Origin of the sequence: Methylotenera sp. G11 (genome assembly GCF_000799735.1) — a bacterium.
Lineage (GTDB): Bacteria > Pseudomonadota > Gammaproteobacteria > Burkholderiales > Methylophilaceae > Methylotenera.
The window spans coordinates 740,540-759,058 of sequence record NZ_JUHH01000001.1; the positions used below are offsets into that span (position 1 = coordinate 740,540).

Sequence of the window (18,519 nt, forward strand, 5' to 3'; positions counted from 1 at the left end):
CGCATCAACGCAACCTTTAATCAGCAAAAGGGTTAGTGCTCTTCACTACATAAGATTTTTTCTCTTCCTGAACTGGCAAAGCATCTAAACGAGATACCTTTTTCACATCGGGGTTGCTTTGGAGCGGATGCGCATCAGACTCATTGTCAGATTGATAAAAGAACAATGCAGCCAGAAATGCAAAATAGATCTGGTTAGCCGGAATATGCAGGTTAAAATCAACGAAGGTATGCAGGATCATCGCAAGCAAGCCAATGCCAGCGCCAATTTGCATAAAATTGAATGTTCTCCATTCACCGCGCTTAATCACTTTGGTCCACCTGCCAACATAAAGGGACAAAAAGATCACAATCAAGACAGCAGCAAAAATACCGCCCTCCATGAGCCATTCCAGATAGTCATTATGCGCTCGGTTCACAAATGCACCATTAAAGCTAAAGTCCTGGAATCGGGGGAACACCTGATTAAAAGTGCCAACCCCACTGCCCAATGGGAAAAACTCGCCTATCGCTTTAATGGTGCTATTGAAAATCATCCAACGGCCATCTTGTAATGGATCCTGCTCTATGAATCTGTTCAAGACCGGCGCCATGCCCACCTCGACAGCGAGCATCAAAGTAATCGCCGCAAAAGTGCCGATCACGCCATAAACATTTCTGCCGCCTATCCGCGTGGAAAACATCACTGTACTCAGGAATATCACCAGCATAGCAAGCGCATTACCGGTCCTTGAATGCGTAAATATCAAACCCAGCAATATCGCAATTGAAATAGACGCATAAACAGCGGTCTGATTCAGATAGGCCGATGTCAGAAAAGCCAGGCGCTGCCGCAGGTTTCGGGTATGTCTCCGCACAGAATGCGTATGGCCGACAGAGACACTGAGCATCGCCAGTGACAATGGCAATGCCATTTCCAAAAACCCAGCCAGATGGTCGCGATTTGTATAAGTGCCCAATGCATAGGCTTTATGCGGACTGTCATTGATCTGCAGCAGGCTATCAGGCCCTGCGCCATACTGCATTAAACCCAAAATGGCCTGAAATGCTGCCATGCCCAAAAACACCATCACCGCTGTTTTGAGCTGTTCCCTGGGTACATTGAGGGTAAATAGAAAAACCATGATAGGCGGCAACACTGCCAGCCAGGAGTACTCGGTCAGAGATGGATCAATAGAGGCGGCGCGTGCGCTGCCATTTAAATTGACACCGATATCAGCTAAGGCCTGCGCATAAACTGCATGCCCTGGCAACGTTGCCCACAACGAGGAAGGCAGTGGAACCAAGTGAATCAGGGGCAGCAGGAAAATACCTGCCACTACCGCAATATATAACTTTGGAATACGTGAGAGTTTTTGAGGGTTTGCCACCAGATAACCGGCAATCGCCAGTGCGGCAAGCTCAAGGATCAGGAGGGGAATAGGCCTATTCCCACCTTTCACTAGCGGAGCAAATACCAACAATAATACAAGAAGGTAAAAACCCCGCACTTGATACTACTTACTACAGTTAATTACAGAATTACTGAGGACTGCTGTTGCGATTGTTGTTATTATCGTTGTTTGCCTGCGTAGCAACAAGCGCTCCCATGCTGCCTGCGAAACCAATAACAACAGGATTTATAATGGATGCAGGAGGTTTTACAGCAACAGTGCTATCACCTAGCGCAGCCACATAAATGCGCTCTTTACCTGCGTTAGCAGCACACTGCTCCGGAGTGCCTACGGTATGCATTGTGTTTTGCTTAAGCTCTTTAACACAACCATTCTGATATATCAGAGATACATTGGATGACTTGGCTGTTACGATTTTTGCACCTGGTTTAAGCTCAAGACCTGAAACGGCTTTTACAAAGCGTGAACCGTTATTGACCATAACATCACCCTGCACCTGCGCCAGCTTTACAGGTTCGGCTACAGAAGCCGCTAAAACTCCTTGTGACAACAGGACAGCTGATGCTGCTAAAAAAGTTACAGCGCATTTAGACATTTTCATTTTTTTCTCTTCTTTTTATTTAAGTAAACCGCTTTACGGCATGTAGGTTACAACACCATCCATGATCAGTCAACCCTTGCAATCTCAAGATCATCAAACCACGCCGCCCCGCTAAAAGGGGTTTCATCATAATCATTTCCGGCATCGAGTTGCAGGCGCAGCATCTGCACTTCACATTTTTCAGGCGGGACATCAAATCCGGTTTCGAATTTATTCCAGCTATCGGTACCGATAAAATATTCCGAACTGGACAACAATTGCCTGCCATCCCTGTCAGCGCAATTAATTTCCCAGCGCACGCCTTTTCCTGCATCCAGTTTATCAAGCCTGGCTTTACCCGACAAACGGTACTTGCCGGCATCCAGCATTAAGAACTGATGAATCAGTTCACGTGATTGCAGTTTTTGCTGAAAAGCGACGTGCAGCGCTTTTTTACCGCCCTGGCCATAAGTTGGTTCTGCCGCCATCATAACGCCTTTGCTCACGCTCAGGCGCCAGCCAAAACCCTCATCATCAAGCATCTGCTCGAAACCACCATCATATACATTCCCCAGCGCAGCCAATTGACCAGACTGCAAACCGTTTAACCAGACAAAATAAGCATCTGTATAGTAGCCGACATCAAGCAGATGATCGATATATGCACGCCGCTGGTCATGCGCGATTTTGTCACTACGCGCAAGGTACAATGCCTTGAGTGTATCTTCCTGCGTTGTATTTTTCAGCACATGCATAAAAAATCCATTCCACCAATCGGGCACATTACTTAGCACCTTTGCGGCTTCCAGACGGCTCTGTGGCGTATCTACAATACTCTGCATCACCGGAAATAATGTTTTAGACAGCGCCGGATTAGACTCCACGGCCGCCCCCCAATGTGACAGTGCCTGAATCGGCAACCCCCTGCGCAGCCAGAAAGCACCTAATGGCAACTGTACATCAGCATCTCGCGGAGCCAGGAAATGTGCCATCTTCGCGGCATTTTGAGCCAAAGCGACATTGCCTTCCAACTCCAGCAACCCTGCCAGCATCAAAAATCCCCGCCCGCTGGCAGGATTATAAAAAACGGCATCTTCAGCAATCGCACGTGCCCTTGCCGCGTCGGCATGCGCTGTAACCGCAGCTTGTGCCAACAGAATCTGTGACGAATTCTTATTCCATGCTGAAGCGGCCGTAATATTTTCAGCTGCCAGATGCTGCGAGACATTAACAGCGACAATCCTCCATGCAAGGAAAGTTGCCACAACACCAAAAACCCACCACTTGACCTGTTTCATCTATCTGCCGTTCTGAAATCAAATTGAGCATCAACACCATTCATGTTGTGATTATCCATGTTCACTTTTTCGCTTCCTGATAGAAAAACCCTGAAATCATGGCACGGCTACCCGTCTTTGCGACTTCGATCTGCAGTTTTCCGGAACTGGTGCTATCTTTCGATTCACCTGTACGCAAGGTAGTGGCCCGATAGTCTGCGAACGCAATAGCCAACGCGCCCTGCTTTTTCCATTGCAAGTCTTTCAGCACGATAGATCGCGAGGCTGTTTTAGCAAAAAAATCTGCATAGGCACTGGACAAACCTCGTTTGCCGCCGCTTTCATCGGAGCGTACCTGCTCGTCAAATATCTGCATAAAGGCATTGATATCTCCATTTGCATAATTATTCATGAAGCTGGCAATAAGATCATGCAACTCACGATCAGTTGGCGCATCTGCAACCTTGACCAGTTCTGCTCTTTCGCTAGCCTCCGGCAACCGCGCGGCATCAGGAGCCGTCAATGCATTTTTCTTATTGACCTGAGGCACAACCGTGCTTGGCAAACTGTTGCCCGGCGGCGCAGCTACGGCGACAGGCTGCACAACTGCTGCTTTGTTGTCAGGTTTGGCATCGGCATATTTAATATCGGCAGGCTTGGCTTTCTTTTCCGCAACGACAGTGGCCTGCGCCGCCTTCACCATATGTTTTTTTACCAGGGGTGGAGTTTCCAAATTAACAGGCTTAACCTCGACAGGCAGCTGTTCCGGCGCTGCTGCTTCCACCTCCACAGGGGTCGGCATAACTTCAACAGGAATATCTTTAACAATCTCGTCAGGCAGCGGTGGCGGCTCAGATGCAGCCACCCCTGGGCCAGGCGTGAAGCGATCAGCAGGCATCATTGCCAATGGCTCCTCAACCGTACTCGCACCCCATGGTTGCATACGCATTTTCTGTGGAAAAGACAGGTAGATAATCAACCCAGCCAGCAACGCCATGCCAAACAGAACCCTGGCTGGCGTTAACCCCGATGCCCAGCGTAAGGAATCGCTGCCGTTATTTTCAATACCGACAGGCTTTGCAAACCTGCGCGGCATCACTGCAGGCTGCGCACGATAACCTGCATTTGAGTGTTTTGGCAGATCAATACTGCTGTCGGTTACCTGCTGTTTCAGCAAGGCATAGGCCTGATTGATCCTTGCAGAATAGGCTTCTGCAACTTTGCCATCTACCTGCCCGCGGTCAGGATGAAAGATACGGATCAGCAAGCGATAATGTTCTTTCACGGCATCCGTATTTGCCCATGGGTTCAACCCAAGCACACTGAATGGGTCAGCGTCCTTACCAAAACAGATACGCTCAATAAAAGCGACACAACTCACGCGCAACTCTTCTGCCGCGGCACTGGTAGAGCTGGTTGCCCAAGCCATTAATTCAGCGTCGCCATTGGCAAGGCGCAGCAGCAGCAATATATCGTCTGTGTATCCGGCATCCGGGATGTCGACCAGCCGTTTGCGGTGCAGGGAAAGTATCAGGTGCAGCAGCTTGACGCCGTTTGCACGGTTAAAATCCTGGCTAGACGACATATCAGGTAGTTAATTGATTAGCGGTTGACTGCGGCTTAACCCCATAGCCTTCACCGTAATAATATTCATAACCATAACCATGTGCCTGCCCGCTCATTTTTGTGAGCAGGCAACCTAGCGGTTTAGCGCGCACACTTAGCAAGCGCTTAATGCTGGCTTGCGCTGCTGCGCGCCTGGTTTTGCCTGACTCCACCACTACCAGCATGCCTTCGACCAGGTTCGCTATCACCAATGCATCCGCCAGACCCAATATTGGCGGACTGTCAATGATGATATGGTCAAAACGCTCCGCCGCCAGTTCCAGCAGCATCTGCATTTTCTTGCCTGACAGCAATTCGGCAGGATTCGGAGGCAATGGCCCTGTAGTGATCGCAAACAGGTTATTCACCGTTGTGTTAAGCGTCACTTCAAACGGCTGCAATTTCCCGGCCAGGCAATTTGACAGCCCCTGGGTATTTTCAGCACCCAATACGCGATGCAATGATGGGTTACGCAAGTCGGCGTCGATCAGCAATACGCGCTGCCCGGACTGCGCAAACTGAATTGCGATACTGAGCGCACTGGTACTTTTACCCTCACCCATATTGGTGCTGGTCACACCCATCAACTTCGGTGCCCCATGCGCAGTGGCAAACTGCAGTGCGGTACGCACAGACCGGTATGCTTCTGCAAGTGCAGAACGTCCGTCTTCCACCATGAGTTGTACCACATTCGTCTTATTGTTCAATTCGGCCGATTCCGGGATCAAACCCAGCACCGGTATACCCAGCAGGCGCTCCACTTCAGAAGCCTGCTTGAAGGTATCATCCAGATACTCGAAGAACAAGGCAAGACCAATGCCGCCAACCAGCCCAAGAATAACTGCAATCGCCAGATTCAGCTTGAGCACCGGCTTGAACATTTTGTTGGGCACCTGCGCATGATCGACTACAGAGATATTATTAGTACCGACGCCACCGGCAACGCTCACTTCTTTAAGCCTTTGCAGCAGCCCGTCGTACAGCTGGCGATTGGTGTCTGCTTCACGCTTGATAATGTTGTACTGGATGCTGCGTGTCTGCAAATCCAGCATTTCATTCTTGCTGCTGGCCAGCATTTCTTTCAGCAGATTCTCCTGCACCTTAGCCGCTTCATAGGTTGCAATGACTGAATTACGCGCATTCTCGGTTTCCGTTGCAACCTGCATCTTTACTTCAGCGATCTGCGCCGCCAGCTCCTGCATTTTGGGGTAACCGGGTTTAAACTGCTTCAGATTATTCTGATACTCTGCTTCCAGCTTGGCTTTGTTTTCTTTTAACTGCTGAATGAGCTCATTTTCCAGCCCCTGCGGCAACTGGCCCGACTTGCTGGCCTGGATCTGGCGATAAGCAGACTCCGACTTGATTCGCTCTTGCTGTGCTTTGGATAATGCAGCGTTGAATTCCTGCAGGTTCTGTGCGCTGGTCGTGCCGCCATCTTTATCCGTAGTAAAAATTTCCTTATCGCGCGCAAACTCGACTTGGGCACGTTCGGTTTCCTCAAGTTTGGACTTGACCTGTTTAATACGCTGTTCCAAAAAGTTTTTGGCATAAGCGTTCGCATCAAAGCGACGCTCCAGGTTCACTGCAATAAAATTTTCCGTCACTGCATTAGTGACATCCGCTGCCAGGGTCGCACTTGGGCTATCGAAGCTGAGTTTGACCAGCCGCGAGTTGCGTATCGGCTCTACCGTCAGGCCATTCATCACCACAGTAACCAACTGGCGCTTGACTCTTTCCTCTTGCTTCAGCAGTTCGGCCTGCTGCTGGTCAATCCTTGACTGTTTCCCGCTTGCACCAGCACTGCCGCTTTCTTTTGCCAGGGTCAAATCTTCTGAATACTCACGTTCCAGCGCGGGGCGCATTTTTTCGACGACACGTTCTGCCAGCGTGCGACTTTTGAGCAGCTCATATTGCGTCTGATAGAAATCACGGTCGCCGGCAGTCTCGGTTTGCGCAGCATCCTTGAACTCGACAACCTTGGCCGCCTCACGCTCGATCTGCAGCACACTGGTTGCACGGTATATCGGCGTCATCAGCAGGGTTGCCGTTGCAACGGCAACCAGCACAATGATAAAAAAGCCTATGACAGTCCATTTACGCTTGACGATAATGCGCCAGTATTCGCGCAAGTCCAGCGTATCATCATCTTCATCCTCGACAGCGGCGGCAGGCGCTGGCTGTAACACATGCGTACTGAGCATGCGATGTACAGTTTGCTCAATCAATGCGCGATGGCTGGATTCCGGGTCGGACGGGATAGGATGAATATCTGAAGATGCCATAATTTAATATCTACGTTATTTAATATCTACGTTGAGTAAAAGAAACGCGCTTAGCGACTACCCCAGGGGTTACCGAAACCGATAAACCCGCGTAAAGTTCTGGTGACATTTTCTACCAGAGACTTGCCGGCAGAACGCTCGACCACGACCACGTCGCCTGCATGCAGCATGGGATCAACCATTTTGCCGTCACGAATTTTTTCCAGGTCGTACTCCAGCGCTGCATTCTTGTTGTTTTTCTGTGTGCTGAACACTTTAATTGTCGAGGGGTCAGCCAAATCGTGCAGGCCACCAGCCTGTGAAATCACCTGCATCAGCGAGGTGTTACCGCTCAGGTAGAACATACCGGCCTTGACCACCGCGCCCTCCACCGTTATCGGCTCAGCTTCTTCCACCACTACCACATCACCGCCCTTCAGAATCGGGTTTGGTGCATTGTTTTTGCGAATTGCCAGCAGATCGTATACAACGGTCTCCGTCTTGTTGCCAGGCAACTGGCGGATCACCTTAACAGCCCGCTCATCTGCTTTAACATCCAGGCCACCGCCCATAGAAATGGCTTGCAGCAGCGTGGCCTGCCCCTGAAAATCATAAAGGCCGGCTTTCTTTACAACCCCCTGTACCGTCACACGCTGGCTGGTAAACTCTTTGATAAAAACACTGACTTGTGGATTCTGCAGGTAATCTGCCTCCAGCTTTGCGGCGATCAGCTGCTCGGCCTCATAAGCGCTGAGCCCGGCTACATGCACGACATTGATCAGCGGCATTGAGATATTGCCGCGCGCATCTACCCGTACTGAACGCGACAGATTGACATCCTGCAGCACTTTAATCTCCAGCAGATCAAGCACGCCGATCTTGTATTCGTTGCTTTCAAGCACTTCTTCAGCGGCATTCACTTCAGCCGCATTGCTCACTGTCGCCGGCATAGCCACCTTGGCTGAACCTGCACTCTCGGCGTAAACGGTTTGAGATAGCGTGACCATGCCCGCCAGAAGCAACCTGGCACCTACCCTATAAAAATTCTGCATATTGCCCATTCCTTTTAAAAATACATCACATTGGCCTAGTGCCTTGCCGCATAACCATCATGATGTCTCCATACTCAGTGAGAAATTCCCACCCAACGTTTGATCTTGTTTAACAAATTATTCTGTTGTGAGCTGCCTGCTGCCGATAACGCCAGCATGGGCGCTACATGCGCCGGATCAACGTTCGCCAGCACAGCAGCCGGACGCTCCGACACCATGCGCTGCGCTTCTTCCTGCCCCACCCATTTCGCTGCCGCAACCATGCCCTCGGCCAGCAGCGGTGGGCGCCTTGTTACACCGTGCGAATCAGTCGCCAGTATCTGCACTATGCCTTCATCCAGCATGCGCTCACCCCAGTAACGGGCGCCATTACCAAAACGCCCCGTCAGGCTCCCAGAAGTCAACTGCATCCACGCCCCTTTATGTGCCAGGCGCTGGAAAACCGTATAGTCCTGCTCAATCCAGCTCAGCCGTTCCGGATGCGTGACAATAGGCACATAGCCGGCAGCCAGCAACCGAAACACGAAATCTTCGAAATTCGGCGGCGCTACATGATGCGGCGGCTCGAGCAAAAAATATCGACCGCCGTTAAAGGTGGGAGATGTGCCGTTTTGCAGTTTTTCAACCAGGTTCGGCACCACATGGGTATCCGACGCATAGGTGAGTTTCAGCGGTATGCCGGCATCCTGCAATGCCAGCTTTAACGCCTCGGTTGCCTGTGCAATGCCGGAGGCTGTGTTCTCGTACATGCCGGGATAAATGTGCGGCGTACAGGCAACCGTATGGATGCCATCCGCTACGGCGATACGTGCCATCTCAAGCGATGTCGCCATATCCGGCGCGCCGTCATCGATTCCTGGCAGCATATGACAATGCAAGTCAATCATTCAGGTTTTCCCATGGTTATAGGGCTAATAGGCATGCTTGCTGTTAAACCCCCTGATTACGGTAAGCACGACAATCCGGATATCCAGCCACACGGTCCAGTTGCGGATATACTCCAGATCGCACCTGACGCGGTTCTGCATCTTGTCCAGCGTGTCGGTTTCACCGCGATATCCCTTGATCTGTGCCAGTCCTGTAATGCCCGGCTTGACCTTATGGCGCAACATATAGCCATGCACCAGCTTACGATATTCCTCATTATGCGATATGGCATGCGGCCTTGGCCCCACTACCGACATTGTCCCTTGCAGCACATTAATGAACTGGGGCAACTCATCCAGCGAAGTCCGCCGCAAAAAGGCACCCAGGCGCGTCACTCGTGCATCACCGGGCTTTGCCTGCGGCACAACATCGCCGTCTTCACAAACCCGCATCGTGCGAAACTTCCATACTTCTACCACATGACTGTTAAGACCGTAACGACGCTGTTTAAAAATAACCGGCCCCGGCGAACTCAGCTTTACCGCAAGCGCGATCAGCAGCATCGGCAACGCTACCGCCAACAGAATCAGCGATGAGAGCACAACATCTTCGGCACGCTTGAGCCAGCCATCTACGCCATTGAATGGCGACTCATAAACACTCACCACCGGCACGCCGCTCATGTTGTACCAACGCGCATGCATCAACTCGAATGTCAGCATGTCGGGCACGATATAAACGGTAGCGGTCGTGTCGGCAAGCTCATTCACGCAGAACTCAAGCTCCACGGTTTTATGTTGCGGCAACGCCAGGTAAATCTGGTCAACCCCGCCCAGCTTGACTTCCTGCACCATGTCTTCCAGGCTGCCCAGCACTTTTAATTCCGGATAGTCCGGCAATGGCACAAAACCAATAGGATGGCTGTAATCATAGAAACCCAACACATCCAGCCCCAGCCACTTAGACTCCAGAGCAACCAGCGCCATGCTCTGCGCCGCAGCGCCGGTGCCTGCAATCACCAGATTGCGGCTATTCATGCCCTGACGGCGCGCATAGCGCAGCGCCTGGCGCAACAGTATCCGGTAACCAATCAGCAACCCCCAGCTTATCAGCGCATGGGCGACAATGACGACCCTTGAATAGTTACTTGAAGTTTTAGTCAGAAATGCCAGCGTTACCATCACGACCAGCGCCAGAACCCATGCAATCGTAACGCTGCGAATCTCCGGCCACAGCTGCGAGATACGCCACGAACCATAGACCCGGTTTGCACTGGCAAACAATAGATAAATCAATATCGCACGAATGGCAGCATTGATATATTGCCCATCGAAGGTGACATTATGCAGTCCGGTGCTGATGACCATTGCCAGCATGATGACCAGACTATCGACAAATTTATGAGCTACGGAAAACTTGGTTTGATGGGGACGAATCATTCCACCTTGCGGCATGCAGTTTACACTTTCTTATTAGTTATTTTTAGCTTATTAGTTATTTCCAGGAGATGTCTGCGCATCACCTGAAATTATTTAAACTCGCCATTAGAGGCGGTTTTGGTCATGGTTTATTATAGTCGAAATCCGGTGATTAAGTAGCAGTATTCTGTTACAGGCATAACACCGGTACAGATGGCTTTACGCGTGCTGTCAGCAATCACTGCCAAGCAGCAACTACCTATGTTTTAAGGAATAAAACGCGCCTGAACGGAATATTCACAGCGTTGTGCAGGCAACGCCGGGCTGCCATGCACAACGACCTATTGGCGCTGAGGTCTACCCTGGTCTTGTTGTCTACCCTGGTCCTGCCTGCCTTGAAAAGCCCTGCCCGGGTTCTGCATTTCCGGCACTGCCCTTCCCTGCTCCGGCCGGCCAAAATCAGAACGCCCCGGGTTCACATCTCGATAGACCCGATTGGCAGGCATGCCCGGCAATTCTGCACGCCCGCCGCGTGGCTGCTCTACCTGTGGCACTGACTCAAAACGCTGCTGGCGCTGGGGCATTTCTGCCGGCACCTGCGGCAAACGCTCTTGCGGCGCAATGCGTATCTGCGCAGGCACATCGCCATCGCGACCTCCCCGCGATGGCTGCCTCAGGTTCGGCTCACCTTGCGGCATCGGCTGCTGACGTGCTGCCGGTTCACGCCATCTGTAAGGCTCTGTGATCTCGCGTGATTCAAATCGGTTCGGCCTGGACTCAACCGCACTGCCAGTATCCGGTTTGGCAACATTGCCGTTACCCGGCTCAACAACCGTGCCGGCACTTGAACTATTGCGGTTAGCGCCAGCCGGCCTGTTGACACTGCTATTGCCAGGTTCACGCATTTTGGGCGACGCTGCAGGAGCGGGCTGCGGCCGCCAATCTTCATAGCGTGACGGCAGAGGCGGGCGAACGCGCTCGGGACCTAGCTGGGTGCCGGGTTCAGGGCGACGCAGCTCCGTAACGCCAGACTTCGGCGGTTGCAGATAGCGCGGCTCATCATTGCCCGTTGACCGCGCTTCAGGCTGCCATGGCAGCTTGGTTTCCTGCGGCCGTTTATTAACCACGACCGGCCTTGATATTATCTGCTCCGGCGGACGCGAAGCCCTGGGGGCATCAGCCACCAGGTTCGCGGCTCCCGGTTTCATCGGCAGCGCACCCTGCATCGGTTTTAATTCTTTAGTCTGTGCAGGCAGGCGCTGTGCGGTTTCCTGCATACGGTGCCTGCCAAAGTTCTCGGCAGAGGTTGCGATAATGGCATCTTTCACGCGACTGTTGCTGTACTGGATGCTGTTGATATTGATCGCCCTTCTGGGATCCACATGTTTATGGTTCACCAGGCGCGGCCCACCCCAGTTACCCCACCACGGCTTGCCGACAAATCCGCGATATCCCCACCACGGCACACAGGGCTCACCCCAGCCCAGGGCAACCCAGCCAAACCCCGGGCTGCCGAACGATACCCCGAAAAACGCCACCAATGCCGGTGCATACACCGGGCGCACGGTAACAACGGGGCCGGGAGTCCAGGCCCAGTAACCGGCGTAATGCACCCAGCGTCCGTAGTGAAATGGCACCCAACCCCAGGGCGCATCATCAATCCAGGTCCACTGGTAATAAGGATCCCACACCCAGCGTCCGGTACTGTAAGGAGCCCAGTTGCCTGGCATGGCATCCGGCACCCATATCGGGCCATATTCAACGGTAGTACGCCAATTGCCGTAATAATCGAGATCACGCGCCCCTGCGATGCCCGGCGTAATATAGCGCTCGCTGTACGCATCCGCCAGGTCATTGCTGCGCTCATCATTCCAGCGGTCCCAGGAATTGGGCTCCGGAGCCACATAGGTCTCTGCGCGGCCATCCTCACTCACCACGATTTCTTCAGAGGGCAGAATAACCAGCGCCTGCCCCTTGGCCTGCGTCATCGTAGCTGCACCGCCGCGTCGCGTAATGAAATGCACGTTCCCGTTTACATCCACGCGGTAATAACCGATACGGTCGATCGTAAACACAGCATGCGGGGTCGCGATTTCAATGTTATAACCCGCGACAGGCAAGGTACGGATATCCAGGGAAACGCGCCCGCTGGCTACCTTGATTTGCAGAAAATCCGGTGTCTGGCTGACTACGGACACTTCCGTCCTGTCATCGGCGCGAATGAACATACGTCCCTCGCCTTGCAGCTCCAGCACGGAATCAGGGCTGGTGTATAAGGCATCACCGCTGATGATCGGTGTATTGAGGCGAGCGTCGACCCAGTCTTCTGCGCCATTGCGCCAGAAAGACACATTGCCGGTGGTATAACTAAGCCGTAGCGGGTTGACTGCGGATCGCTGCGGATCAGTTTGCGCAAGCACATTAGCGCTGGCAAAGGCTAAAAGCAGCCACAGCATTAATGAGCTAGTGAATCGGGAAAAGGTAAGCATTTGGGCACCTGCTTTATTCATGACGGATCGTGTCTGCATCCCCCGCGATTTGCGGGATGACAATAACTGGTTAACGTATCTTCATGGTTGCAGTTGACACCCCATCAAGCATACAAACACGGCAAAAAAATCCATCACCGGCAATCACATTGCCCGTAGCGCAAAAGTATTATTTGCGTTTAAAAATGAGCCCGGCAAACGCCAGCGCCAGTGCGACACCTATGCTGTCAGCCAGAAAGTCATCCCAGTCGGCGGTTCTGCCCGGTAAATAAGTCTGGTGAATTTCATCAGCCATACCAAGCGCTAAAGAGACTGCAACGACCAGGACCACCGGCAATCCAACAAATCGATACAAAAGCAAAGTGAGCACAAAAAAGTACCCGGCATGCACGAGCTTATCCCAAGGCGGGTGGAACAAACTGCCTGCGCCTGGCTGTGCGCCGCCTATGAACAATGAAGCAACCATGAACACAACCACTACCAATCCTAACAGGCGCATAAATTTACCAACCAAATCACTCTCACTTTTGGGCATTGATCAGCTGCTTGATATTTAACTCAAACTGGCTCAATACTGCACCTTTATCCAGAAAATCCTCTGCATATTTACGCCCGGCAGCACCTAAGCCAGCGCGTAAACCTGCATCGTTCACCAATCTTTTAATCGCATCTGCGAACAGCATCGGGGTCGCCGGGGGCACTACAAGCCCACATCCGGCAACTACTTTTGCTAACTCGGTGCCCTCAATTGCAGTTGCCACAACCGGGCGGCCACTCGCCAGCATACCCGTAAGCTTGGATGGCATCACCAAGTCGGCCGCATCAGCACGCTGTGGCAGCAAGTGAATATCCGCCATGCTTAGCAGCTCGCCTAACCGCTCTAATGGCTGCAAATCGAGGAATCTAACATTTTCAAGGCCTGAGCATTCGCGCTCCAGCATGGGTCGCTCGGCTCCATTGCCACAAAATACAAAAACAATACCCGTTAAATCACCAAGCAGCACTGTCGCCTGCGCCAAAATCTCCAGCCCCTGCTTACCGCCCATATTGCCAGAATACAGCGCTACAACTGCATTTGCATCTATACCCAATTCATGCCTGTAACTTAAGGCATTTGCCCGTGAGGCATTCAATCCGGCAGCTTGCGGGCTGGGCACAATAGCGCTCACGTCTACCCAGTTTGGAAAAAACACACACTGATCAGCTACAACACCTTTAAGCAGAAGCCGATCCAGCATGCGCTGCGAAATCGTAGAAACCTTATGAAAGCGCGACAACAGCCAACGCTCTGCGGCGGCAACAAAGCTGCGCAAACGCGCACCTTTAATCAGCCCCAGATCAAACGCTGCATCCACCTCAAAATCCTGAACATGCAGCCAGGCCCTGGCGCCTGATAACCTTGCCACCAGCAACGCCTGTGGCGCACAGAACAAAGGCGGCTCAACCACAAACACAATATGAGGCCGCCAGAAAACCTGGCGCAGCATCACCGGTAAACTTGTTAAAGCAAAGCTGGCCAAATGCAACAGCCGCTTCAACCCGGATGGCTTAGCCGGCACCCATAACGGGCAGCGATACACCAATAGACCACCGCCACTTGCCGGCAAACGCTTTGCAAGATTAACTGATTGTTTATGCCACCAATTTGCATAGCCATCCGCTATTTTCCACTGCGGATAATAAGGCGGCGCAGTGACAACCCGCACCTCATGGCCTTGCAAGGCAAGCCACTCAGCCAGTTCACCGGAATATTTGCCTATGCCGGTGAGTTCGGGTGAAAAATTAATACCGTGGATCAAAATGCGCACAACACACTCACTGTTTTTTCTTATTGGTTTCTAGCTCGCGAGTTTTTAAGACAATAAAATACTCATAAATGGATTGCAGCATTGCATAGGTAAACCCTGCCCGACCATCCAAAAAACCGCGTTTGCCAACATACAAGATTAAAAACTTGATAAACGGGCGGAACGGCAGCCGATAAAACAACTCTTTTTGATGAAAGCGGCGCTCGTTAAAATCTTTAGCCATGAAGGCTTTTTTTAAACTGAACGTTGCCTGATTTGCTCTGTTTTCAACAATCTGCTGCGCCTCAAAGCGGCTGTAAGCATTGTGCCGATCCACCCAATGACCAATGCCCTTGCTGAACGGAAAGTGATCCAGGTAACCTGCGATGTCACCTATAGGGCCATCAACGATAGTTACCGTATTGATCACTCGCTCGTGGTGTATTTTTTCCGGCTTAAATAAGCGAATGTAAAACGGCGATGTTTGCACATGCTTTAGCCATGTATCCATAAAAAAGTCACGCCGCTGAATACGGAACGCCACATAAACATTCGGCTCGTTCACCGCAGCATTCATGGCGGCCAACAGACCAGGGGTAACACGTTCATCAGCATCTATCACAAAAACCCAAGGGTATTTGAAAGGGAGATTGCTTAAACCCCAATTTCGATGCGCCGATTCATCACCTCCAAAAGCAAGCTTACTCTCACCGTAACCACGCTGAGTAACCTTTGCACCAAAACGCTCTGCAATGGCAACCGTATCATCCGTACTCATAGAATCATAAACGTGAACATCATCTGACCACGCAACACTCTCGAGGCAGCCTGGCAGATCTTGCTGTTCGTTTTTGGTAAGAATTAATACTGAAATCATTTTTGATTTAAAACCCGCTGCTTATCACGAACGCCAACCTGCTTTACGGGCACACCCGCCCAAACCAGCCAAGGCTCATTTATGGTTTTAGATACCACGCTACGCGCAGCCACCACAGAACCATCTGCAATTGAAACACCAGGCCCAACAAAAGACTCTGCACACAACCACACACGGCTACCTATGGCAATTGGTGAAGTAATCAACTGAAAGTTACTGGAATTGTAATCATGGCTACCCGTGCATAAATGCGCACCTTGTGAAATAACGGCAAAATCACCGACATTGATTTTATCCATAGAATACAAGTTCACACCGTTAGCCACACCAACATGATCACCCAAAACCAGATTCCATGGCGCCCAAATTTTCACCGCAGGGTAAACATGGCAGCCTGAACCCACTTTTGCACCAAACAACCTGAGCAAAAAACTACGCCATGCATGCAAAGGACGTGGGCTCGATCTAAACAGCATTAGATACACCACACCCCAAACCACGCGCATTAAGCGATTGCCCAGTGAAAATGATGCCCCGCGATAAGGGTCATTGCCTTGCAGAATCATTGACTCTCCCGAATGATTTCCAGCAGCCGCCCTGCCGCACGCTGTACATGGAAACGGCTCATGAAACAAAGCTGTGTTTTTGCTTTCATTGCATTAAACTCATTTGAGGTCATGTTCAACCAGCGTTCAAGGTTATATAGCGTTCCGCTTAAGTTATCTGCTGCAACCAGCCCCGCGCCATCGGCCTCTATCTCGCGCCAGATATTCACCTTGTTGCTGATTAACACTGGTTTACCGCAGGCCAAGGCTTCTGCAACCACAATGCCAAAATTCTCCTGGTGCGAAGGCAAACAGAACACCTCGGCTGCATAGAATGCACCCCATTTCATATCACCTTGCAGCATGCCCGGCCAACTAATGCGGTGTGCAATACCCAATGCTTCCGCCTGCGCTTTTAATTTAGCGACCCAGCCTGTTTGATCTGGCCCGGCCATGACTAAATGCAGGCTTTCATCTCGCTGCGCCACTTTGGCAAAAGCCTCTACTAAAAGGTCGCAGCCTTTTTTTTCATGAATGCGGCTGAGATATAAAGCAATGCGCTTACCCTGCAACTGGGGGTGCTGCGCAAAAAACTTTGAAACCAGATCATCAGAATCGGCAGGTGGATTGGCTACACCGTAAGCAGTGACGGCTTCTTTAGCTTTATATAGCCAGAAAGATTCCCTGGCTAACAAGCGCTCATCTTCACAGGTAAAAATCACCCTGCGTGCATCACGCAACACCCTATATTCTGCCCAAGGCCAATAGAGCCATTTTTTTAGATGCTTTAACGGATAAGTGTTTTTAAACCAAGGATCTAACATGCCATGGGTGAACACATAATAAGGCGTTGCGGTGCCCTTCAAAGCTCGCCATACGGCAAAACTATGGTACTGCCATATGCCATTCACAATCACGGCATCATACGCATGCGCATGCGCCCGCAGCCAGGGGATTAATCTGGGGGTATAGCCATAACCAAAATAAGAAGGCCCCAAGGCAATAACATTCGTGCCAGGGATACCTACCGCAGTGTTACTGGCCGCCAAAGCCTGGATTTCAGCTATATATGCAGCGCTATCGTTATCACCACAAACTATGTCAACCTGAACACCTAAGCCACGCACAGGGAGGTTAAGCTGCTTAATACCTTCAATTGGGCCGCCACCTTTAGGGTCGACTGAAGAAATTACGTGGAGGATTTTCAATTAACAGCCTTTATTTCATAAAATGGTGCAGGCCTCGCTGCCAGTAGAAATCGCCATTCAATTATGTCCAGGAAATATCGAGCACCACTTTCTGCACTCAAACACTGCCTTGCTAAAATAGCACGTTGTATACGCATATCTTCAGAGTAAGCATCTTGGGATTGGAGTTCAATTATTGCTTGGGCAATGCTATCAGGTGATTTTGCAGGAACACATTTTCCAAATGATGACTTACTCAACACAATTGAGGCACCAACAAATGGTGTAGCAATTACAGCGGTGCCAGTCATGAGTGCCTCACTAACGACAACACCCCAACCGTCTTTTGATGTAGAAGCTAATACCAATACATCTAACTTATTCATAAAGCTACTTACTTCTTGAATTGGCATTACACCTAAAAAGTTTGCATCTAAGTGCAGTTCTTGACATTTAGTTCTCAGCGCTTGCTCTTCTGACCCTGAACCAACAATACTTAACTGAACAACTGAACCAAGCTTAGCAACAGCATTTATAAGATCAAAAACACCCTTCATCTTAACTAAGCGACCTACATAGCCAACATGAATAAGAAGATTAGAATCACGTAATTTATGGCTCAAAGAATCAAGTTGTTTAGGTGGATCAATAAAATAAGCAAACGGGAAAATTTTATTCTCAGGATACCCTACAGACTTAAACCACGAAGGCCCATTGCCACCTTGAGCCAGAACAAACTGAGAGTTTTTACGCAACCAACCTTCTGTCAACCAAGAGTGTAAAAATCTCAACTCACCTTTCCACCCCTCTCGTACTCGAGGCTCAGACATAATGGCAAATTTGGCTCGATTACGTTTTACTGATTTAAGACCAGCGATAATACTTGGCACCCAGCGGATACCTGAAAAAACATGCAAAGTAGTGTCTAAATACTCAGTTACAAGCTGATCTATTTGAGCTTGATTAGGTGACAAAATTGTTTGAAATTTATCAGAAGTTTTAATACGCCACCCTTGCGATTGACGCTCACTTGATAGATTGCTGTTTGCGCAGCAGATAACTTCTATATCAGGCTTTATATTTTTGATAGCAGAAAAGAAGTCTTCTTTATGCGGTGATATACAAGGTTCCCAGAAAACAATACGCTTTATCTGCAACAAACTTCTATTATTCATTATTTA

At 50.6% G+C, this 18,519-nt stretch carries 15 protein-coding genes; all 15 read right to left on the reverse strand.

Annotation, left to right across the window (positions count from 1 at the left end; genetic code table 11):
* Positions 1–16: 16 nt before the first annotated feature.
* The 15 genes from GQ51_RS03285 to GQ51_RS03355 all read right to left on the reverse strand — a co-directional run bounded on the left by GQ51_RS03285 (position 17) and on the right by GQ51_RS03355 (position 18,513).
* Positions 17–1,441, reverse strand: a complete 1,425-nt coding sequence (locus GQ51_RS03285) for an O-antigen ligase family protein (RefSeq protein ID WP_152604105.1) — start codon at positions 1,439–1,441, stop codon at positions 17–19.
* Between the two features lie 79 nt (positions 1,442–1,520).
* Positions 1,521–1,994 carry a hypothetical protein gene (locus GQ51_RS03290; RefSeq protein ID WP_047549730.1) on the reverse strand — a complete coding sequence of 158 codons (474 nt, stop codon included), beginning with the start codon at positions 1,992–1,994 and terminating at the stop codon, positions 1,521–1,523.
* A 65-nt stretch (positions 1,995–2,059) separates the two neighbouring features.
* Positions 2,060–3,271 (reverse strand): hypothetical protein, encoded by a 1,212-nt coding sequence (locus GQ51_RS03295; protein WP_047549733.1) that lies wholly within the window; start codon positions 3,269–3,271, stop codon positions 2,060–2,062.
* Between the two features lie 61 nt (positions 3,272–3,332).
* On the reverse strand, positions 3,333–4,835 hold the full coding sequence (locus tag GQ51_RS03300; RefSeq protein ID WP_047549735.1) for a J domain-containing protein: 1,503 nt from the start codon (positions 4,833–4,835) through the stop codon (positions 3,333–3,335).
* Position 4,836: 1 nt separating this feature from the next.
* Entirely contained in the window at positions 4,837–7,137 is a 2,301-nt protein-coding gene (locus GQ51_RS03305; protein ID WP_047549736.1) for a GumC family protein, read from the reverse strand.
* A 50-nt stretch (positions 7,138–7,187) separates the two neighbouring features.
* The gene (locus tag GQ51_RS12005; protein ID WP_160279994.1) at positions 7,188–8,168 is read right to left on the reverse strand and encodes a polysaccharide biosynthesis/export family protein; all 981 of its coding nucleotides are present in this window, start codon (positions 8,166–8,168) and stop codon (positions 7,188–7,190) included.
* 74 nt (positions 8,169–8,242) lie between these two features.
* A complete protein-coding gene (locus GQ51_RS03315) occupies positions 8,243–9,055 on the reverse strand; it encodes a tyrosine-protein phosphatase (RefSeq protein WP_047549738.1) in 813 nt (270 codons plus the stop codon).
* A 24-nt stretch (positions 9,056–9,079) separates the two neighbouring features.
* Positions 9,080–10,474: an undecaprenyl-phosphate glucose phosphotransferase gene (locus GQ51_RS03320; protein ID WP_052177679.1), complete on the reverse strand. Its 1,395-nt coding sequence runs from the start codon at positions 10,472–10,474 to the stop codon at positions 9,080–9,082.
* Positions 10,475–10,794: 320 nt separating this feature from the next.
* Positions 10,795–12,942, reverse strand: a complete 2,148-nt coding sequence (locus GQ51_RS03325; RefSeq protein ID WP_152604106.1) for a DUF6600 domain-containing protein — start codon at positions 12,940–12,942, stop codon at positions 10,795–10,797.
* 169 nt (positions 12,943–13,111) lie between these two features.
* Positions 13,112–13,456, reverse strand: coding sequence for a VanZ family protein (locus tag GQ51_RS03330; RefSeq protein ID WP_160279995.1), 345 nt, complete (start codon positions 13,454–13,456; stop codon positions 13,112–13,114).
* A 7-nt stretch (positions 13,457–13,463) separates the two neighbouring features.
* Positions 13,464–14,750 (reverse strand): glycosyltransferase WbuB, encoded by a 1,287-nt coding sequence (locus GQ51_RS03335; RefSeq protein WP_047549748.1) that lies wholly within the window; start codon positions 14,748–14,750, stop codon positions 13,464–13,466.
* Between the two features lie 7 nt (positions 14,751–14,757).
* Positions 14,758–15,606, reverse strand: coding sequence for a glycosyltransferase family 2 protein (locus GQ51_RS03340; RefSeq protein WP_047549750.1), 849 nt, complete (start codon positions 15,604–15,606; stop codon positions 14,758–14,760).
* Positions 15,603–16,172, reverse strand: a complete 570-nt coding sequence (locus tag GQ51_RS03345; protein ID WP_047549753.1) for an acetyltransferase — start codon at positions 16,170–16,172, stop codon at positions 15,603–15,605. Before GQ51_RS03345 ends, GQ51_RS03340 begins: the two co-directional genes overlap by 4 nt.
* Positions 16,169–17,359: a glycosyltransferase gene (locus GQ51_RS03350; protein WP_047549756.1), complete on the reverse strand. Its 1,191-nt coding sequence runs from the start codon at positions 17,357–17,359 to the stop codon at positions 16,169–16,171. Before GQ51_RS03350 ends, GQ51_RS03345 begins: the two co-directional genes overlap by 4 nt.
* Positions 17,356–18,513, reverse strand: coding sequence for a glycosyltransferase (locus GQ51_RS03355; RefSeq protein ID WP_047549757.1), 1,158 nt, complete (start codon positions 18,511–18,513; stop codon positions 17,356–17,358). Before GQ51_RS03355 ends, GQ51_RS03350 begins: the two co-directional genes overlap by 4 nt.
* Positions 18,514–18,519 lie beyond the last annotated feature (6 nt).